The organism is Pseudomonas sp. GW822-FHT07A10, assembly GCF_058798795.1.
Genome location: NZ_JBXAKV010000011.1, coordinates 102,281 through 116,965, shown reverse-complemented (window position 1 = coordinate 116,965; position 14,685 = coordinate 102,281). Strand labels below are relative to the sequence as shown.

Annotated in this window: 15 protein-coding genes; 7 read left to right on the top strand and 8 right to left on the bottom strand. The window is 56.4% G+C overall.

From position 1 onward, the window contains the following. Window positions 1-367: 367 nt before the first annotated feature. Together AC1RL4_RS19305 and AC1RL4_RS19300 are read right to left on the bottom strand one after the other, a co-directional pair. Entirely contained in the window at window positions 368-1,474 is a 1,107-nt protein-coding gene (locus tag AC1RL4_RS19305) for a helix-turn-helix transcriptional regulator (protein WP_230175067.1), read from the bottom strand. A gap of 353 nt (window positions 1,475-1,827) precedes the next feature. Then, the gene (locus AC1RL4_RS19300; protein ID WP_028941337.1) at window positions 1,828-2,697 is read right to left on the bottom strand and encodes an AraC family transcriptional regulator; all 870 of its coding nucleotides are present in this window, start codon (window positions 2,695-2,697) and stop codon (window positions 1,828-1,830) included. Window positions 2,698-2,980: 283 nt separating this feature from the next. Here AC1RL4_RS19300 and AC1RL4_RS19295 point away from each other — a divergent pair, with 283 nt between their 5' ends. From AC1RL4_RS19295 to AC1RL4_RS19285, 3 genes are all read left to right on the top strand, one after another. After that, the gene (locus AC1RL4_RS19295; protein ID WP_019580175.1) at window positions 2,981-3,565 is read left to right on the top strand and encodes an eCIS core domain-containing protein; all 585 of its coding nucleotides are present in this window, start codon (window positions 2,981-2,983) and stop codon (window positions 3,563-3,565) included. Between the two features lie 83 nt (window positions 3,566-3,648). Further along, the gene (locus AC1RL4_RS19290) at window positions 3,649-4,776 is read left to right on the top strand and encodes a saccharopine dehydrogenase family protein (protein ID WP_096479951.1); all 1,128 of its coding nucleotides are present in this window, start codon (window positions 3,649-3,651) and stop codon (window positions 4,774-4,776) included. Between the two features lies 1 nt (window position 4,777). After that, a complete protein-coding gene (locus tag AC1RL4_RS19285) occupies window positions 4,778-5,269 on the top strand; it encodes a DUF2269 family protein (protein ID WP_018925626.1) in 492 nt (163 codons plus the stop codon). A gap of 86 nt (window positions 5,270-5,355) precedes the next feature. Here AC1RL4_RS19285 and AC1RL4_RS19280 read toward each other — a convergent pair whose 3' ends face one another. Further along, complete coding sequence (locus AC1RL4_RS19280; protein ID WP_026331787.1) at window positions 5,356-5,808, bottom strand: thiol-disulfide oxidoreductase DCC family protein; 453 nt, start codon at window positions 5,806-5,808, stop codon at window positions 5,356-5,358. Between the two features lie 153 nt (window positions 5,809-5,961). On the opposite strand from AC1RL4_RS19280, the gene AC1RL4_RS19275 reads away from it, so the two are divergent. Both AC1RL4_RS19275 and AC1RL4_RS19270 read left to right on the top strand, forming a co-directional pair. Further along, window positions 5,962-6,318 (top strand): VOC family protein, encoded by a 357-nt coding sequence (locus AC1RL4_RS19275; RefSeq protein WP_204124043.1) that lies wholly within the window; start codon window positions 5,962-5,964, stop codon window positions 6,316-6,318. 181 nt (window positions 6,319-6,499) lie between these two features. Beyond that, window positions 6,500-7,195, top strand: a complete 696-nt coding sequence (locus AC1RL4_RS19270; RefSeq protein ID WP_290371297.1) for a tRNA (adenine(22)-N(1))-methyltransferase — start codon at window positions 6,500-6,502, stop codon at window positions 7,193-7,195. Between the two features lie 67 nt (window positions 7,196-7,262). Here the strand turns inward: AC1RL4_RS19270 and tssI are convergent, their stop codons facing one another. After that, window positions 7,263-8,558: a type VI secretion system tip protein TssI/VgrG gene (gene tssI / locus AC1RL4_RS19265; protein WP_230175063.1), complete on the bottom strand. Its 1,296-nt coding sequence runs from the start codon at window positions 8,556-8,558 to the stop codon at window positions 7,263-7,265. Window positions 8,559-8,803: 245 nt separating this feature from the next. Beyond that, complete coding sequence (locus tag AC1RL4_RS19260; RefSeq protein ID WP_018925631.1) at window positions 8,804-9,907, bottom strand: polyamine ABC transporter substrate-binding protein; 1,104 nt, start codon at window positions 9,905-9,907, stop codon at window positions 8,804-8,806. Window positions 9,908-10,045: 138 nt separating this feature from the next. On the opposite strand from AC1RL4_RS19260, the gene AC1RL4_RS19255 reads away from it, so the two are divergent. Further along, window positions 10,046-10,837, top strand: a complete 792-nt coding sequence (locus tag AC1RL4_RS19255; protein WP_019580181.1) for a response regulator transcription factor — start codon at window positions 10,046-10,048, stop codon at window positions 10,835-10,837. A 123-nt stretch (window positions 10,838-10,960) separates the two neighbouring features. Here AC1RL4_RS19255 and argC read toward each other — a convergent pair whose 3' ends face one another. Continuing rightward, window positions 10,961-11,890, bottom strand: coding sequence for an N-acetyl-gamma-glutamyl-phosphate reductase (argC, locus tag AC1RL4_RS19250; RefSeq protein ID WP_204124040.1), 930 nt, complete (start codon window positions 11,888-11,890; stop codon window positions 10,961-10,963). Between the two features lie 114 nt (window positions 11,891-12,004). Between argC and AC1RL4_RS19245 the strand changes: the two genes are divergently transcribed. Continuing rightward, window positions 12,005-12,889 carry a LysR family transcriptional regulator gene (locus AC1RL4_RS19245; RefSeq protein WP_096479956.1) on the top strand — a complete coding sequence of 295 codons (885 nt, stop codon included), beginning with the start codon at window positions 12,005-12,007 and terminating at the stop codon, window positions 12,887-12,889. A gap of 33 nt (window positions 12,890-12,922) precedes the next feature. On the opposite strand, the gene AC1RL4_RS19240 is transcribed toward AC1RL4_RS19245, so the two are convergent. Further along, window positions 12,923-13,537, bottom strand: a complete 615-nt coding sequence (locus AC1RL4_RS19240) for a LysE family translocator (RefSeq protein WP_230175061.1) — start codon at window positions 13,535-13,537, stop codon at window positions 12,923-12,925. A gap of 208 nt (window positions 13,538-13,745) precedes the next feature. Next, entirely contained in the window at window positions 13,746-14,606 is an 861-nt protein-coding gene (locus AC1RL4_RS19235) for a LysR family transcriptional regulator (RefSeq protein ID WP_019580185.1), read from the bottom strand. Between the last annotated feature and the right edge of the window lie 79 nt (window positions 14,607-14,685).

Sequence of the window (14,685 nt, the reverse complement as noted above, 5' to 3'; positions counted from 1 at the left end):
TGCAGCCTTCCAGGGTCCAGTAGTTCGGCCAGTCGGTGTTCGGCCGGGCTGAGCTGGAAAAGTTCGGCCAGCAAGCTCTTCTGAGGCCGGTTCTCTAGAGCACCAGCAGCACCAGCGGCCTCTGGAGGTGTTGGCTGAAAGCGGATTCCGTCGGCAGCGGGGGTAACTAGCAGTTCCTGCTGCTGGGAGGGCGTTACATTGCAGCCAGCTGGCGCGGCGGATCAGCGCCTGCAGACTGGTGTTCTGGTTCGTGATATGCAGGCGGGCGAAGTTCTCATAGCGAGAAGCCACTCTGGCCCAGCAGGTCGCTTATACCTCCCTCGGGAGCACAAGTCATCTTGGGATGATGGCGGCTTGGTGAGCCTGTTTAACACTGCTGCAAACGAGCGAAGAGGCTGACCAGCTCGGCCTGTCGCTCGGTGTCGGTCTTGCGAAACAGAGCGCGCAGTTGCGTGCGCACGGTGTTGATGGACACACTCAAACGAGCCGCACAGTTTTCTGGGGTGAGTCCCTGAACCATTAGTTCGGCCAGGCGCTGTTCGGCCGGGGTGAGTTGGAAGAGCTCGGCCAGCAGTTGAGATTGTGGCTGGTTTTCCAGCAGTGCCAGCAGCACCATCGGTTTTTGGAAGAGCCGGTTGAAGGCCACTTCGGCCGGGACCGGCGTGACCAGCAGCTCCTGCTGCTGGGTGGGGTTGAGGCACAGCCAGCCAGCACGGCGCTTACCGTCCTTGCCGGCGGCGCGGCGGATCAGCGCTAGCAGGTGGGTGTCCTGACTCCTGCTGTGCAGGCGGGCGAAGTTTTCATAGAGTGGGAAAGCGCTCTGGCCCATGTGTCGCGCCGCCGCCTGGTTGCAATAGAGTACATGACCGTCGCCGTCCAGCAGCCAGAGCGGGTTGGGGTGGTGGTCCAGCAGCAGGTCGCGCGTGGCTAGCTCTAGTTCCATGCGGTTGACCTTGTTGGACAGTTTGGCGGCCTTAAGCAGGTGCGGGCTAAGCCGCTGCAGCAGGGCATGTTGTTGGGCGGTTGGCAAGGGGGCGCCAACCTCGTTGAGCACGGTCAGGTAGATGCCTGAATCGGCCTGTTCCTCTAGCTTGACGCAGGAGAGGTTATGCAGCCCGAAGGGAATGTAGAACTCCTGATAATAAGGGTCGTGTCGAATGCGTTCGGGACCGAAATCTATGAGGTCGTTGTACCAGTGACCCACGCCGCGGGAGCGGACGATGTCAACGCCCGGATCCAGATTGCAGTAGTGGCGGTTGTAGACGTCGATCCCGGCAGGGTCGCACAGGTTGAGGGTGGTGGAGGCGTGAGTGCCGTTCTTGCGGTTATCCACGAACAGCAACAAGCCCTGCTGTCTCCCGCTGGCCGCGACCAGTAGTTTGAGTAGTGGCCGCCAGGCGGAGTCGTCCAGCACGCACTCATAACAGAGGCCGACCAATTCGTCGTAGACCTTCTGTTCATCCAGACGTGGCATGGCAAGCCTCTCTGCTAGCGGTTGGCGTTGCGTCATCGAACTTGCGGGCGCTACGCTTTCATATGGCTCATGACCGACCTTTCTGCAATGCCGGTGGTCGGTGAAGGGGCTGTGCGGGGGGGGGGGAACCTTCTGCGCCCAGGCCAGGCGTGGCGCGTTGCCAGCAACACTGCCCGCCAGCCCTGGCTGCAAGTCGGCTTTTCCGATGGATGGCCATTGGTGGATGTTGCTGAAATTTCCCACTCAGCTAACGCCGTCTGTTGCTGTCGCTCGAGGGAAGTACACGCACACGAGCTTGTCGGTATCGGTTGACACCCGTCAACGTCCGTCAGGGTCGATAGCTGCTTGCTCCGCTATTGCAGCGGAACATACACGTCAGTCTGCCATTGATCCTGCGGCGTCTCGGGATAGACGCTCAGGTAATTGAAGAACAGCGGGTGGTCACGGAGTTCCTCGCCACTGGCAGGAAGCCAATCGCGGTAAATCGGATAGATCGTTTCGCCGATGTGATCCGGTGACCCCACGTGTCGCACCACGACGCAGCGACCACCAGGAATGACGATCTCGCGCACACCGAACTCATTCGGCGCCACAGCCTCGTGAATCTCGCCGCAGATGGCGAAGCGGAATGCTTGTGCAGGTGTCGTGTCGGGGTTGCCATAGGGAATGCCAAAGGTGCGACTCGATGCCACCGGCGACTGTCCGCTCTGCATGCGCCACTCGATGAACTTGCGCACGCTCTCATTGACGAGCCCGGGTGGTCCGCAGTGCTCAAGCGCTGCGACCCGGACTTCAGGGAACTCCACGATTCGTACTTGCATGATGATAGTCCTGGAAAAATGAGGGATTGCGAATACCGCATTCCAGACCTGCCAGTTCGGTTCCTTCCTGAACGCACTCGGCGTCATACCGAACGCCCGCCTGAACGCCCTGCAAAATGCCTCGGGGCTTTCAAAGCCGGCACCGAGTGCGGCGTCCAGTACCGAGTGATCAGCGAGGGCGGCCAGGCGATGTGCCGCGCGTCGTAGCCGCATCAGTTGCACATAACGTGAGACCGGCACACCTGCGAACGCGCTGAATTGTCGATGGAAGTGAAACACCGAAAAGTTCGCCACATGACTCAACGTCTTCACCGACAGGTCACCTTCAAGATTGGCATCGATGTAGGCGAGTACGGCGTTGAAGCGTTTTGTGTAGGCGAAGTTGCTCGGCATGTCAGACACTGGGAAAAGGCTCCTGGAAGTACGGTCGGCAATAGAATCGACTATAGCGGTGTAAACGTGCCTAGCCGCGTTTGCTCAAGGTACGTTTTGGGTTGGCCAATGTGATCTCTTCCACCATGAGACACCGTATATCCAGTCCGATCACTTCTGATCGACTGTTGCTGTCGTTGTGAGGGCAGCAATTACCCCCCCCAGGCAATCATCGAAAAGAGACCCGACAGGGATGCGCTAAAGTTATGCGGGTCGTCGATTGTCCGCCCTGCTTCCGTCTCTGGAGGGCCCAATGCCGCCCATCATCACATGCCTGGTGGCGCTGTCTGTTCTTGGCCTGACTCTTGTAGTACAAGCCCAGACTAACGCCTGCCCACCTGGCGAGAAACAAGTGTGCCTGAACGGCTGCATCTGCCTGCCAGATCTGGGGCAGATGCCTGATGGCGTCTACCAGGTCGCGGCACCTGCCCTGGCGCTGTGGCTGACCCAAGCCCGCGCTGAAGCAGCCAGCGCCGAGATCCAACCCATTCCACCGCACATCCGGGAGCAACTGCTGCGCTGGTACGACCCCAGCGTCCTCGATGCTGCGCACTACAAAGTGAGCGACAACGGCCAATTCAGCGCCGCCACTTCCATGCTGCAAAACCCCGACGTCGGTGCCGTGACGCTGATCGACATCATCCTCTTCCGGGACACTCAAACCGCAGAACAGGACATCGCGCTCTGGGCTCACGAACTGAAGCACGTGCAGCAGTTTCGGGAATGGGGGGTAGAAGGATTTGCCCAGCGCTATACACAAGATTTCAATGCTGTGGAGGCGCCGGCTTATGCCATACAGGCTGAGGTTCGACGGTCGGTGCGGGGAGGGACTCAATGAAGGGTAGCGAAGCCCGCCTGACATTACAGGCATAAAGCAGTCATTATTGGCTGAAAGCAGCCTGTCAGTTAGGGAAGAGTTGAATGGTGTTCAGGGTGATGGTGGTCGGTGGCTACGGAAACTTCGGTAGCATCGTTTGCAGGCATTTGGCGGTGATGCCAGATGTGGAACTGGTGATTTCGGGTCGCGATCCACACAAGTTGCAGAGCAAAGTCGATGAGTTGAAAAGCCAATCGGGCACTGTCGCCGAAAGTTGGTGCGGCAATGCCATGGGCACTGAGTTCAAATCCGTTTTGCGCTCGATGGACATCCAGTTGGTCATCCATACTGGCGGCCCGTTTCAGGGGCAATCCTATGCGGTCGCCGAGAGTTGCATCGAGGCTGGCGTGAACTACTGCGACCTGTCTGACTGTCGAACTTTCGTCAACGGCATTGGCGTACTCGATGCCCAGGCGAAACAGGCCGCAGTGGCGATCCTCAGTGGCTGCAGTTCGGTACCGACGCTTTCGTCAGCCATCATCGATCAGCAGCGCTATCGCTTCAGTCGTATCGATTCGATCGAGCATGGCATTTCCTCTTCGGCGAAGATGCCGGGATTGTCGACCGTCGAAGGCGTACTCGCCTACGCAGGTAAACCGATCAGGCAACTCAAGAATGGCAAGGTGCATGAAGTGTCGGGTTGGCAGGATCTGACGCTGCGCAAGATGCCGCATCTGGGCACTCGCGTGCTGGCCAATGTCGATGTGCCGGACATGGATATTTTCGCCAGCCGCTATGGCGCGCTAACCCTGAGCTTCAAGGCCGGCGCGGGCTTGAAGCTGGGTGGTGTTGCCAACTATCTGCTGGCTCAGGCGTTGAAGATCGGGCTGGTTCGCGACCACGCCCTTTGGGCCGCCAGACTGCATCGGCTGGGGACCCGGTTCGAACGCTTCGGCGATGGCAAAAGCGCGATGTACATCGACGTTCAGGGCAGGGGAGTTGATGGGGAACCGCTGGCTATGACCGTGCAACTGACGGCCATGAATGACAAGGGACCGCAAATTCCAAGCTGCGCATCCGTAGCCTTGGCCGCAAAAATGGCCCAGGGCTATGTGCCGCAACCCGGTGCCAGGGCTTGCGTGGGTGAAATTACCGTCGATGAATACATGGCAGCGATCAACGACCCTGACAATTTGAGCCTGTCTGTGCAGTTCTCTGAGGAGCCGCGCTGACATGCTCTATCTGTGCCTGAAGTACCTCCACATCATTGCCGCGATTTTCCTGTTCGGATTCGGCATGGGCTCCTACCTCTACCTGATCGCTGCCAGCCGCACGGCCAACCCTCAAGTGATCGCGCATGTGGCCCGAATGGTCGTGCGCTTCGACACCTGGATTACCACGCCGGCAGGCTTTGTTCAGATCATCACGGGCTACCTGCTGATGAGGCTCTCCGGACTACCCATGACCACGGAGTGGGTACTGACTTCGTTGATTATCTTCTTCTGCGTGGGTTCGCTTTGGCTGCCGGTGCTGGTGTTGCAGAAGCGGCTGTACCTGATGGCGTCGTGCGCAGTTGAGGCTGGCAGCGGACTCGATGATGAATACCGATCCGTGTACAAAAAATGGTGGTGGATGGGGGTGGTCGGTTTTGTCGGGATGTTTGTGATTGTGCTGATGATGGTGACGAAGATGACGCCGGTACAACTGGTTGGGCTATTGGGGTAACAGGATCGGTTGGCTCAAGACTTTGGTGTTCAAGGCCTCTGCCAAACGTGAACGCGAGGCGGTCCAGTTAATGCGGGTGAGGGCGTTCATAGGGGCGCTTTCAAAAAGCGCTGTTCATGATCAGGATCCGGCAGCAGGCACGTGTCGTATTTCCCGAAGAGCCGATAACGATTAAGCGCAATGCGGTCGTATGCCCAATCTCGAAGCATGCGAGGGAAGATGCGCAACAAGTTCACTGGGCGCCAGAGTGCGGGCAACTGGGCGATGACTTCGAAAAATGCATCCGAACGCTCCCAGTAGTGTCGGTCGCGGATCACCGCCATGGTGTCGAATTGATCCACGGGCAAACCTGCCCACGCGAGCAGAGCCTGCCCCTCGGGTGACTGAACCGCCGCCAACCGCACGCGCCGCTGGCGGTCATGGCGAATCAAAAACCTCGCCCAGCCATTGCACAGCTTGCAGACACCGTCGAACAAGACCACCGTCTCTCCTGGTTTGAGCAGCGGCGCGGGTGAGGGGCGGACTTGCGAGGTGGGCATAAGCGTGGGTCCAAGGGAATCTGATTATCCGGATCATAACCGCGTGCCAGCGTTAAAGTCTGCATTTGGCCGAAGGGGGGGCTGCTCCTTGCCGGCAGCCGCAATAGCCAATGCGTTATCATTGTCCCTTTGAAATCAGCCAAGGAGGCATCCATGAGTGTGCGTGGTAAAGACCGGCAGATCGACAATATTGAATTTAATGTCGACGACATTGCTCGCAGCAAAGCTTTCTACGGCAGTGCGTTCGGCTGGACATTCGTCGACTACGGCCCAACCTATACGGAATTCAGTGATGGCCGCCTTACCGGTGGCTTCACTACGGGAGAGCCGGTTCGACCTGGTGGCCCTTTGATCATTTTGTACTCGGATGATCTCGATGAGGCGCAGCAACGGCTCAAAGCCTTGGGCGCTGTTATCACCCGCGAAATATTCTCGTTCCCTGGTGGAAGCAGATTCCACTTCATTGATCCGGATGGCTATGAACTGGCCGTTTGGACAGCTCAGCTGTAGGTCTCAGGTCGGCCCAAAGCGGTCCATTACCAGGGTTTGCTTTGGGCCGATACTCAAGCGGTAGGTGCGGGTCGAGCCATGACCCTGGTCACATAAATTTGAAATGCACAGCGTTGCTCGCCAGAATCGCGGGCCGATCCGGTCAAAGGTGCCGGACGTTCGTGGTGAAAAGGGGCAGCAGTTGAACCAACAGACATTGTCCATGCGCCTGGAACGCGTGGCGGCACATGTGCCAGCAGGTGCGCGCCTGGCCGATATCGGCTCGGATCACGGCTACCTGCCTGTGGCATTGATGCGTCGTGGCGCCATCGTGGCGGCGGTGGCCGGCGAGGTGGCATTGACGCCGTTTCGTTCGGCCGAACGCACCGTGCGCGAGAACGACCTGGACCAGTGGATCACCGTGCGCCTGGCCGATGGCCTGACGGCAATCGAGCCGGGAGACGGGATCACGGTGATCAGCATCTGCGGCATGGGCGGCGAGACGATCCGCGACATTCTCGACAGCGGCAAGGCACGTCTGAGCGGGCAGGAGCGCCTGATCCTTCAACCCAACGGCGGCGAGCAGCCACTGCGCCAATGGCTGATGGAAAATGGTTACTGCATCCTCTGCGAGGAAGTGCTACGGGAAAACCGCTTCGACTACGAAATCATCGTCGCCGAGCGCACCGGGCCGGTGATGTACACCGCCGAGGAGCTGTATTTCGGTCCGCTGCAGATGCAGGCACGCAGCTCGGCATTCCTGATCAAGTGGCAGCGCCTGTTGCGCGAGAAGCAGCGGACCCTGAGCAACTTCGCCAAGGCGCGGCAGGCCGTGCCCGAGGAGAAGGTGCAGGACGTCGCCCGGCAGGCCCGGTGGATCACCGACCTGCTGGCTTGAGCCCTTGACTAAGTAATTGCAGGGGCAAATTTCAACCTGACGGTTGCTGCTCTTATAGGGCTTGCGGTTAGCGGCAGCACAGGCAACCGCTGATCAGCGGTTGGTCGGGGTCGTTTTCGAGAAATGTAACCATGACTTCCATGCCCGTTCGGGGGGGCGTAATTCCACAACTCCAATTGGAAGTCCCCCTCAGCCAACAACAACTCTTGTCGTCAAATCTACCTTCGCGGTCCCAGGGGAACTTGACCTTGACCCTTCCGAGGCGCCTATCGCTCTGGATCTCCTCGTCTTCCAGAGCGATGACCACAGCGGTGTGGTTGCTTGGTGCCTGAGGTTTCTTGTGAGCCAAAGGCGGACGATAGGACACGTCCCACGGAAGAACGATAAAGCGGTTGCGGTAACCCTGATGAAAGTCATCCTCGTTGTCAGTGTTGCTTCTGGCGACGTTCTCGCTCAATACCTGTGGTTGCTTGCCTTCGTGGATGACCTGAGTCAGTAACCATAGGTCGTTCCATTCCTGGCGCGGGTGGCCAGAGATCTCCAGAACATGGCCACTGACTAACCGGGTCTGGTCACCTTGCCCTTCAGCTTGACGATAAGCCGCGTGGCGGCGCTCCATAGCACGCAGACTTATCTGCTTGCCGTGCTCATGGCTTGTGAAAGGCTTCAGCTTGATATCGTTTTCCATGCCTGGCTGTTGCTCGTTTCTCCCCAGGCGTAGGTTGAAGCGCTTGATCAGTGGCTCGTTGGCCACTCTATCGCTCTCTTGTCCATAAGCAGTGGGTTGCCCAATCCTGGGAAAAGCTGCCTGATCATCGCCAAAGACCAGCACGTGGCCTTGAGCGCTGTGTTGGAAGTGGAAGTGGATACCTTCTTCTTCGCACAAGCGCTGAATAAAGTGCAAATCCGTTTCATCGTACTGGGTACAGTAGTCACGCTCGGGGTAGGTCGACCCCAGATTAAACCGATAAGCTTCACCCACAATCCCGTGTTCTTCCAGTATCAAGGCGACGATTTTCGGCACCGAGAACTGTTGATAGATCCTCTGGTTGATGCGGTGGCGCAAGTAGGACAGGTGCGGTACGAGGGCCAGATTGTAGCGCGTCAAACGCTGAGCATTACCGCTTTGGGCGATGTGATAGATCCGTCCATGGATGCCGCTGCCTTTCGTGTCGAAGGTCAGAAAAGCCTCTACGTCGAAGAGGCTTTCGAGATCCAGGTCAGACCGCTCGCTAACAAGCTCCACGTTGAAGAGATAAGGCCTGCTGATCGCCTCATCTCCGGTAAATGCGAGTACTTGAAAATCGTGCGCAAAACCGTCGATGGTCAAACTGAAAGGCGTCTGATTGGCTGGGCTGAACATCCACTGTTCTCTTCTTGCATAAGGAGTTGAATCGGCGCTGTCGCAGATGTCAATGTCAGGAAGCCGGGTAAGTCCAGCTCAGGGCAAGAGCCTATAACAGGCACTAACCCACTAATTTGGCGCCCCCGTATATCAGCGTTTGCGTCTTACTGTCCGGACATAAATAGCCTCAGCCTGCTGCTCATAGCATGTCCGCGTATAAAACAAAGACATGCATAGAGCAACAGGTGACAAATCAAGTCAGATCACACACCACTCTTCACTTTGGTCCAAATCCGTGTGCGGATTCGCTCCAGCTTCAATGGCAATGGCTCAAGTGGGATAAGTGTGGCAATAGTCTTTTTGTCTGGATAAATCCAGGGGTTGTCTCGCAACTTCTGCTCGACAAACTCAGCGGCATCTTTATTAGCGTTAGGGTAGAGAGTGTGGTTTGAGGTCTTGGCAATAACTTCTGGTCGCAACATATAATTAATAAACGCCATACCTTCCTTTGGGTGGGGCGCGTCTTTTAGAAGAACCAGATTTTCCGACCAGACCAGCGCTCCTTCGCGAGGAAGGCTGTAGGTAATCTTGCGTCCAGTGTTGGTCTTCTCGTTTATGGCCTGCGCGGCAAGGGCACCATTAGCCCATCCCACGACTGCACAAATATTGCCGTCAGCCAGGTCAGCGTCAATTCGGGATGAGTCGAAATAGAGGACGTAGGGACGGATTTTTAACAGTAGGGCTTGAGCTTTCTGGTAATCATCCGGGTTCCTGCTGTTGCTGGGGAGCCCAAGGTAATGCAAAGCAATCGAAATGATCTCACTTGGAGAGTCAAGCATTGCCACACCACACGACTGGAGCTTGCTGATATTTTCTTCTTTGAAGATCAAATCCCAGCTATTCACCGGAGCATTATCACCCAATGCCGCTTTGACTTTGTCAACGTCATAGCCAATGCCGGTAGTGCCCCATAGATAGGGCACGGCGTAGCGATTACCAGGATCATTGACCGCGACCTGGGACAAAATATCAGGATCGATATGGGACAAATTACTCAGTTGATTACGATCCAGCGGCTGAAGTACTCCCGCCTGGATCAGGCTTGGCAACACATTGGAGGTGGCCACAACCACGTCATACCCCGTGCGCCCAGCCATTACCTTGCTCTGCATGATTTCGGCGCTGTCGAAAGCATCCATATGCACTCTGGTGCCGGTTGCCTGCTCAAACTCCTTTGGGGTCTCCGGTGCGAGAAGCCCGAACCAGTTGTACAGATGCACCCCAGGCTCTACAGCTCCCACTGATGTGCTCATCCCAGCACAGAGAAGCGAGGCCGAAAAAATGGTTCGCAAACGTGATTTTCTCATGCAACATCCTTGTCAAGACGATGTGCCCTCATGGCCATCGTAAGTCCTGGTAGCGAATATACCGGGCGTTACCAAATAGTAAATACCTACGAATACTTACCTCTGACCTACGAATCCCTAACCCAAAAGGGGTAGAAAATGCCGTTCGACCTTCATAGCCTGGCTTGGCACCGATCGATTGGGAAACTGATCATGCAGTTGAACCGTCCAGAATTCTGGAGTTCGCTTGTTCGTATATTAAACGAATACGTGCAAATCGATAATTGGGTTGTATTGATCTTTAGCAATCAACAAGTGCAAGTTGTTAGTCTTCCTGAGGTCGCAGATGTCGAAGAGGTAGACGCGTTCATTCATCGCTATGTGAAGGGGCTTTACCTGCTGGATCCATTTTATATAGCTAATCGAGAAAACCCCCAGAGTGGTTTCTTTCATTTGCTGGATATTGCGCCGGAATACTTTCTTGAAACTGAGTATTATCATCAATATTTTGCGCAATATATCTCTGTGGATGAAGCTCAGTACAATGTTCAGCTCGATGCCGATAGAACGTTATGCATTTCCATTGGTAGCAAAGTCCGTTTTGATCAAGAGCAAATAACAATGCTTGATATTATCAAGCCGTGGGTGACTGCATTAATGCATCAGCGCATGTGTTTTGAAAATGATGTAGAGAAAAATCTCGCTGAGCCACCTCTATGGCCAGAAACGATTACCCAGCTTGGCACGCAAATAACAGCGCGCGAAAGCGATGTGCTCAGATTGTTGCTCAGTGGCTTCTCTAATAAAGAGATAGCCGGAAAACTTTCCCTCTCGGTGGAAACGATAAAGGTTCATCGTCGCAATATTTATGCCAAATTAAATATCAAGTCACAATCCGAGCTGTTTGCTCGATTCTTTATGCCCAAACAAGATGTTTTCTCTACAAGTTGAAGTCGGTGTTTTAGTCTGGATATTACCGTTAAATGGGCTCACGGCTTCAGGCGCGAACCTGGCCTGACCTCTAATTCTGGCTCGGGATGAGGGCATCACGCTAATTCGCGCGGGTAATCGGAGTCACGTTCCTGCAAGCATCAAATCCAGATTCTGCACTGCTGCTCCAGCTGCTCCCTTCCCAAGATTGTCAAACACCGCAGCCAACAAAACCTGCCCCGTCTCATCATTCTCAAACACTGACAGTCGCACATCATCAGTCCCGTTAAGTGCCTGAGGATCAAGGGACGTCAGCCCTTTAGCCTCCAGCATCGACATCACCTGTACATGGCTCGCATCGGCGTAGTGCCGCATCAGACACGCATGCAACTGCACCGCACTCACACCTGGCGCCAACAACCGGGTTTGCAAGGGGATGGTCAGTACGATCCCCTGCCGAAAAGCGCCATAGGCCGGCACAAACATCGGCCGCTCCGTCAGACCGCTTTGTTGTTGAATCTCTGGAATATGTTTGTGTGCCAACCCCAGCCCATAGACCTGAAACGCCGACGCCTGTGCTGCGTCTTCTCCCTCATGCTCTTCCACCCCGACACGTCCTTTCCCGGAATAACCCGACACGGCATGAATGTTCATCGGGTAATCCCTGGGCAGTAATCCGGCCTCCAGTAAAGGGCGCAGCAACCCTATGGCCCCCGTTGGATAGCAACCCGGATTGCTGACCCGTCGTGCGGCGGCGATGCGTTGGCTCTGCTGCGGATTCATCTCCGCGAAACCATAGGTCCAGTCTGGATGGGTGCGGTGCGCCGAACTCGCATCGATCACCCGCACGGCGGGGTTTTCGATGGTCGCTACAGCGTCGCGCGCGGCTTGGTCGGGCAAGCACAGAATCGCGATGTCGCAGTTATTGATGGCTTCGGCGCGACGTTGCGGATCCTTGCGATATTCGGGGCTGAGAGTGATAAGCCGCAGATCGCTGCGGTCGCGTAGGCGTTGATGGATTTGCAGCCCGGTGGTGCCTTGGTCGCCATCGATGAATACAAGGGGACTTGCCATGGAATGCTCTCGGACATAGGAAATCAGGAGTTCCAATCTTCAGTGAAGCGCTAAGATAGGAAAAGTTGAATTTATAAACGATGAAATTCAGTTTTTCTGAACGAGGGGTCACTCATGCGCGAAATCAGCCTGGACCGTCTGCGCACGTTGGTGGCGATTGCCGACCTGGGTTCGTTTGCCGAGGCGGCCCGTGTGCTGCACTTGGCGCCACCCACGGTCAGTTTGCATATCGCCGACCTGGAGTCGCGCGTGGGCGGCAAGCTGTTGTCGCGCACGCGTGGGCGCGTTCAGCCTTCGGCGATTGGGAACACACTGGTGGAACGTGCGCGCCGCCTGTTGGCGGATGCGGAGCAGGCGCTTGAGGACGTGGAACGTCAGGTGCAGGGATTGGCCGGGCGTGTGCGGCTAGGCGCCTCCACAGGGGCCATCGCACAGTTGATGCCGCACGCTTTGGAGACGTTGAGCCAGCGCCATCCCGCTATCGATGTGCAGGTCGCGGTGCTCACGTCGCAGGAAACTTTGAAGAAGCTTGCCGAGGGCTCGTTGGAAATCGGTTTGGTCGCGCTGCCGCAGTCCCCGGTGAAGGGCTTGCGGATCGAGCCATGGCGACGGGACCCGGTCATGGCCTTCCTGCCGGCTCGCTGGGAATCCCCGGAGGTTGTGACCCCCGACTGGCTGTCCACTCAGCCATTGATTCTGAATGACAACACCACACGTCTTTCGCGTTTGACTGCGGAGTGGTTCGCCAGTGGTGGGCCGCAGCCTGCGCCGCGTATTCAACTGAACTACAACGATGCGATCAAAAGCCTGGTGGCGGCTGGCTATGGTGCGACGTTGTTGCCGCATGAAGCCTCCACGCCATTGCCCGATACCAGGATCGTCATGCGGCCATTAAAGCCCTTATTGTGGCGGCAACTGGGTATTGCCCACCGTAGTCGAGACATCGAACGGCCTACGCAACATGTGCTGGATGTGTTGTGGGAATTGAGTGCGGGGTAAGGGATTTTGTCAGGCGAATCAATCGTGGAATTGCTAAACCAACTGGCGGACTCCCAAAGATAAAATCAAACCGCCGCACAGTCGGTCGATAGCTTTTTTCCTCCCTTGATACGCGGACGCAATCTTGGGTTGCGAAAGAGTGATTGCGACCATTCCATACCAGGTCATTGAAACCACCACTACAACTGCCAGCATCGACAAAAACGTGCCTGGTGAAACGTGGGCGGGGGCTGCTGCTGAAAAAACAGCGGCATAGAAGGCCATGGACTTGGGGTTGCCGATGTTGGTAACCACCCCCTGAATGAAGGACTGCCGGCAACTACCGGCGACGGCATCATTTAGCGGGCCAAGCGCATTCTTCCCCGCGTTGATCAGCAGTCGGAATCCGAACCACATCAGGTAGGCGGCGCCCAGAACTTTTACAACAAGCGCAGCCCAAGGGAGCGCAGCAAATACAACCCCGAGACCTGCAATTGCACAGGTGGACCAGAACAGATTGACCAGTATGATGCCCGCTACCAAGGCCAGAGCTTCTGACCGTGTAGCAGCCACCGCTTTATGGACCACTGCAACGAAATTTGGCCCTGGGATAACGACACCGGCCAGGTAGACCAAAAAGACTGTCAAAACGGCGGAACCATCGATCATGTGCTTCCTCGCGAGTCCTGTGGACGGTGTTCGTCACGCCAATAAGATGTTCCAGGAGCAAGGTCGCTCGTGACCTCAACGTCCATCGAGATAAGAGTTTTACACAGGGCTTTCGAGATCAGGGGCTTTTTACACATTCTGGACTCAAAGCAACCCTTCGCAATCAACAGGGCACTTACTCTGGAGTGCCAATGGCAGCCAGCTTGTTCTAGATCGATGATGACTCAGACATCTCCACCAGCAGTTGTCCAAATGCATTGGCCGCGGGGGTCTTTCCCGTGACGCTCCATATCAGTCTGAAATCAGCATCCAGCAGCGGTGGCAGGCCATATTGGCCGTCAATGACCACCATGCCAGGCTCTAGATCGCCCAGCGGTAGGGCGGTGACGGCAAGCCCCGCCAATACCGCCGCTCGCAGTCCTTGTTGACTTGGAGAGGTAAAGGCGACCCGCCAATCCACGGTGGAGCTCTCCAACGCATCTACGGCCACCTGGCGGTGCAAGCAGGGTGCTGGGGCAAACGCCAGTGGCAAAGGAGCATCGCCGGTAAAGTCGAAACTCTGCGCCGCGGCCCAGACAAACCGGGTTTCGCGCAGCACGGTACCGCCGGCCTGGCTGCCCGGCAATGCCATGACTACGGCCAGATCGAGCCCGTCGGCATCAACCAGCGCGCGCAGATCGAGGTAGGTGCCGACGGTTACATCCAGGCGTACGGCGGGAAATTGTCTGGCGAACCGAGACAGTAACGGCGGCAGGCCCTCGCCGATAAAGTTTTCTGGCACACCGAAGCGCACGGCCCCGGATACCGACGACGCTTCGAAACGTCGGGAGAGGGCATCTTGTGCTTTGAGGATTTGTTCGGCATGGCGCAGAAAATCTTCACCATCTTCCGTCAGCGTCAAACGTCGGGTGGTGCGTACCAATAGCGTGGTTCCGGCCTGTTCTTCCAAACGCCGGATCTGATGACTGATCGCTGACTGGCTCAAGTGCAGCCGCTCTGCGGCACGAGTGAAACTACCGGTGTCCTTGATCGCGACAAAAGCACGCAACAGAGCTGGGTCGAAGTCCATTTAGTCAACTCATGACGAATATTAATAAAACTTACGAAATTAAATCATTTCTGTCATTTTTTAATTACTTCCAGAATGC

Bases quoted from the DNA above. Each gene is read 5' to 3' on its own strand.
- AC1RL4_RS19305 (WP_230175067.1), bottom strand. From the start codon at position 1,474: ATGCCACGTCTGGATGAACAGAAGGTCTACGACGAATTGGTCGGCCTC.
- AC1RL4_RS19295 (WP_019580175.1), top strand. From the start codon at position 2,981: ATGCCGCCCATCATCACATGCCTGGTGGCGCTGTCTGTTCTTGGCCTG.
- AC1RL4_RS19290 (WP_096479951.1), top strand. From the start codon at position 3,649: ATGGTGTTCAGGGTGATGGTGGTCGGTGGCTACGGAAACTTCGGTAGC.
- AC1RL4_RS19285 (WP_018925626.1), top strand. From the start codon at position 4,778: ATGCTCTATCTGTGCCTGAAGTACCTCCACATCATTGCCGCGATTTTC.
- AC1RL4_RS19280 (WP_026331787.1), bottom strand. From the start codon at position 5,808: ATGCCCACCTCGCAAGTCCGCCCCTCACCCGCGCCGCTGCTCAAACCA.
- AC1RL4_RS19275 (WP_204124043.1), top strand. From the start codon at position 5,962: ATGAGTGTGCGTGGTAAAGACCGGCAGATCGACAATATTGAATTTAAT.
- tssI (WP_230175063.1), bottom strand. From the start codon at position 8,558: ATGTTCAGCCCAGCCAATCAGACGCCTTTCAGTTTGACCATCGACGGT.
- AC1RL4_RS19260 (WP_018925631.1), bottom strand. From the start codon at position 9,907: ATGAGAAAATCACGTTTGCGAACCATTTTTTCGGCCTCGCTTCTCTGT.
- AC1RL4_RS19255 (WP_019580181.1), top strand. From the start codon at position 10,046: ATGCCGTTCGACCTTCATAGCCTGGCTTGGCACCGATCGATTGGGAAA.
- argC (WP_204124040.1), bottom strand. From the start codon at position 11,890: ATGGCAAGTCCCCTTGTATTCATCGATGGCGACCAAGGCACCACCGGG.
- AC1RL4_RS19245 (WP_096479956.1), top strand. From the start codon at position 12,005: ATGCGCGAAATCAGCCTGGACCGTCTGCGCACGTTGGTGGCGATTGCC.
- AC1RL4_RS19240 (WP_230175061.1), bottom strand. From the start codon at position 13,537: ATGATCGATGGTTCCGCCGTTTTGACAGTCTTTTTGGTCTACCTGGCC.
- AC1RL4_RS19235 (WP_019580185.1), bottom strand. From the start codon at position 14,606: ATGGACTTCGACCCAGCTCTGTTGCGTGCTTTTGTCGCGATCAAGGAC.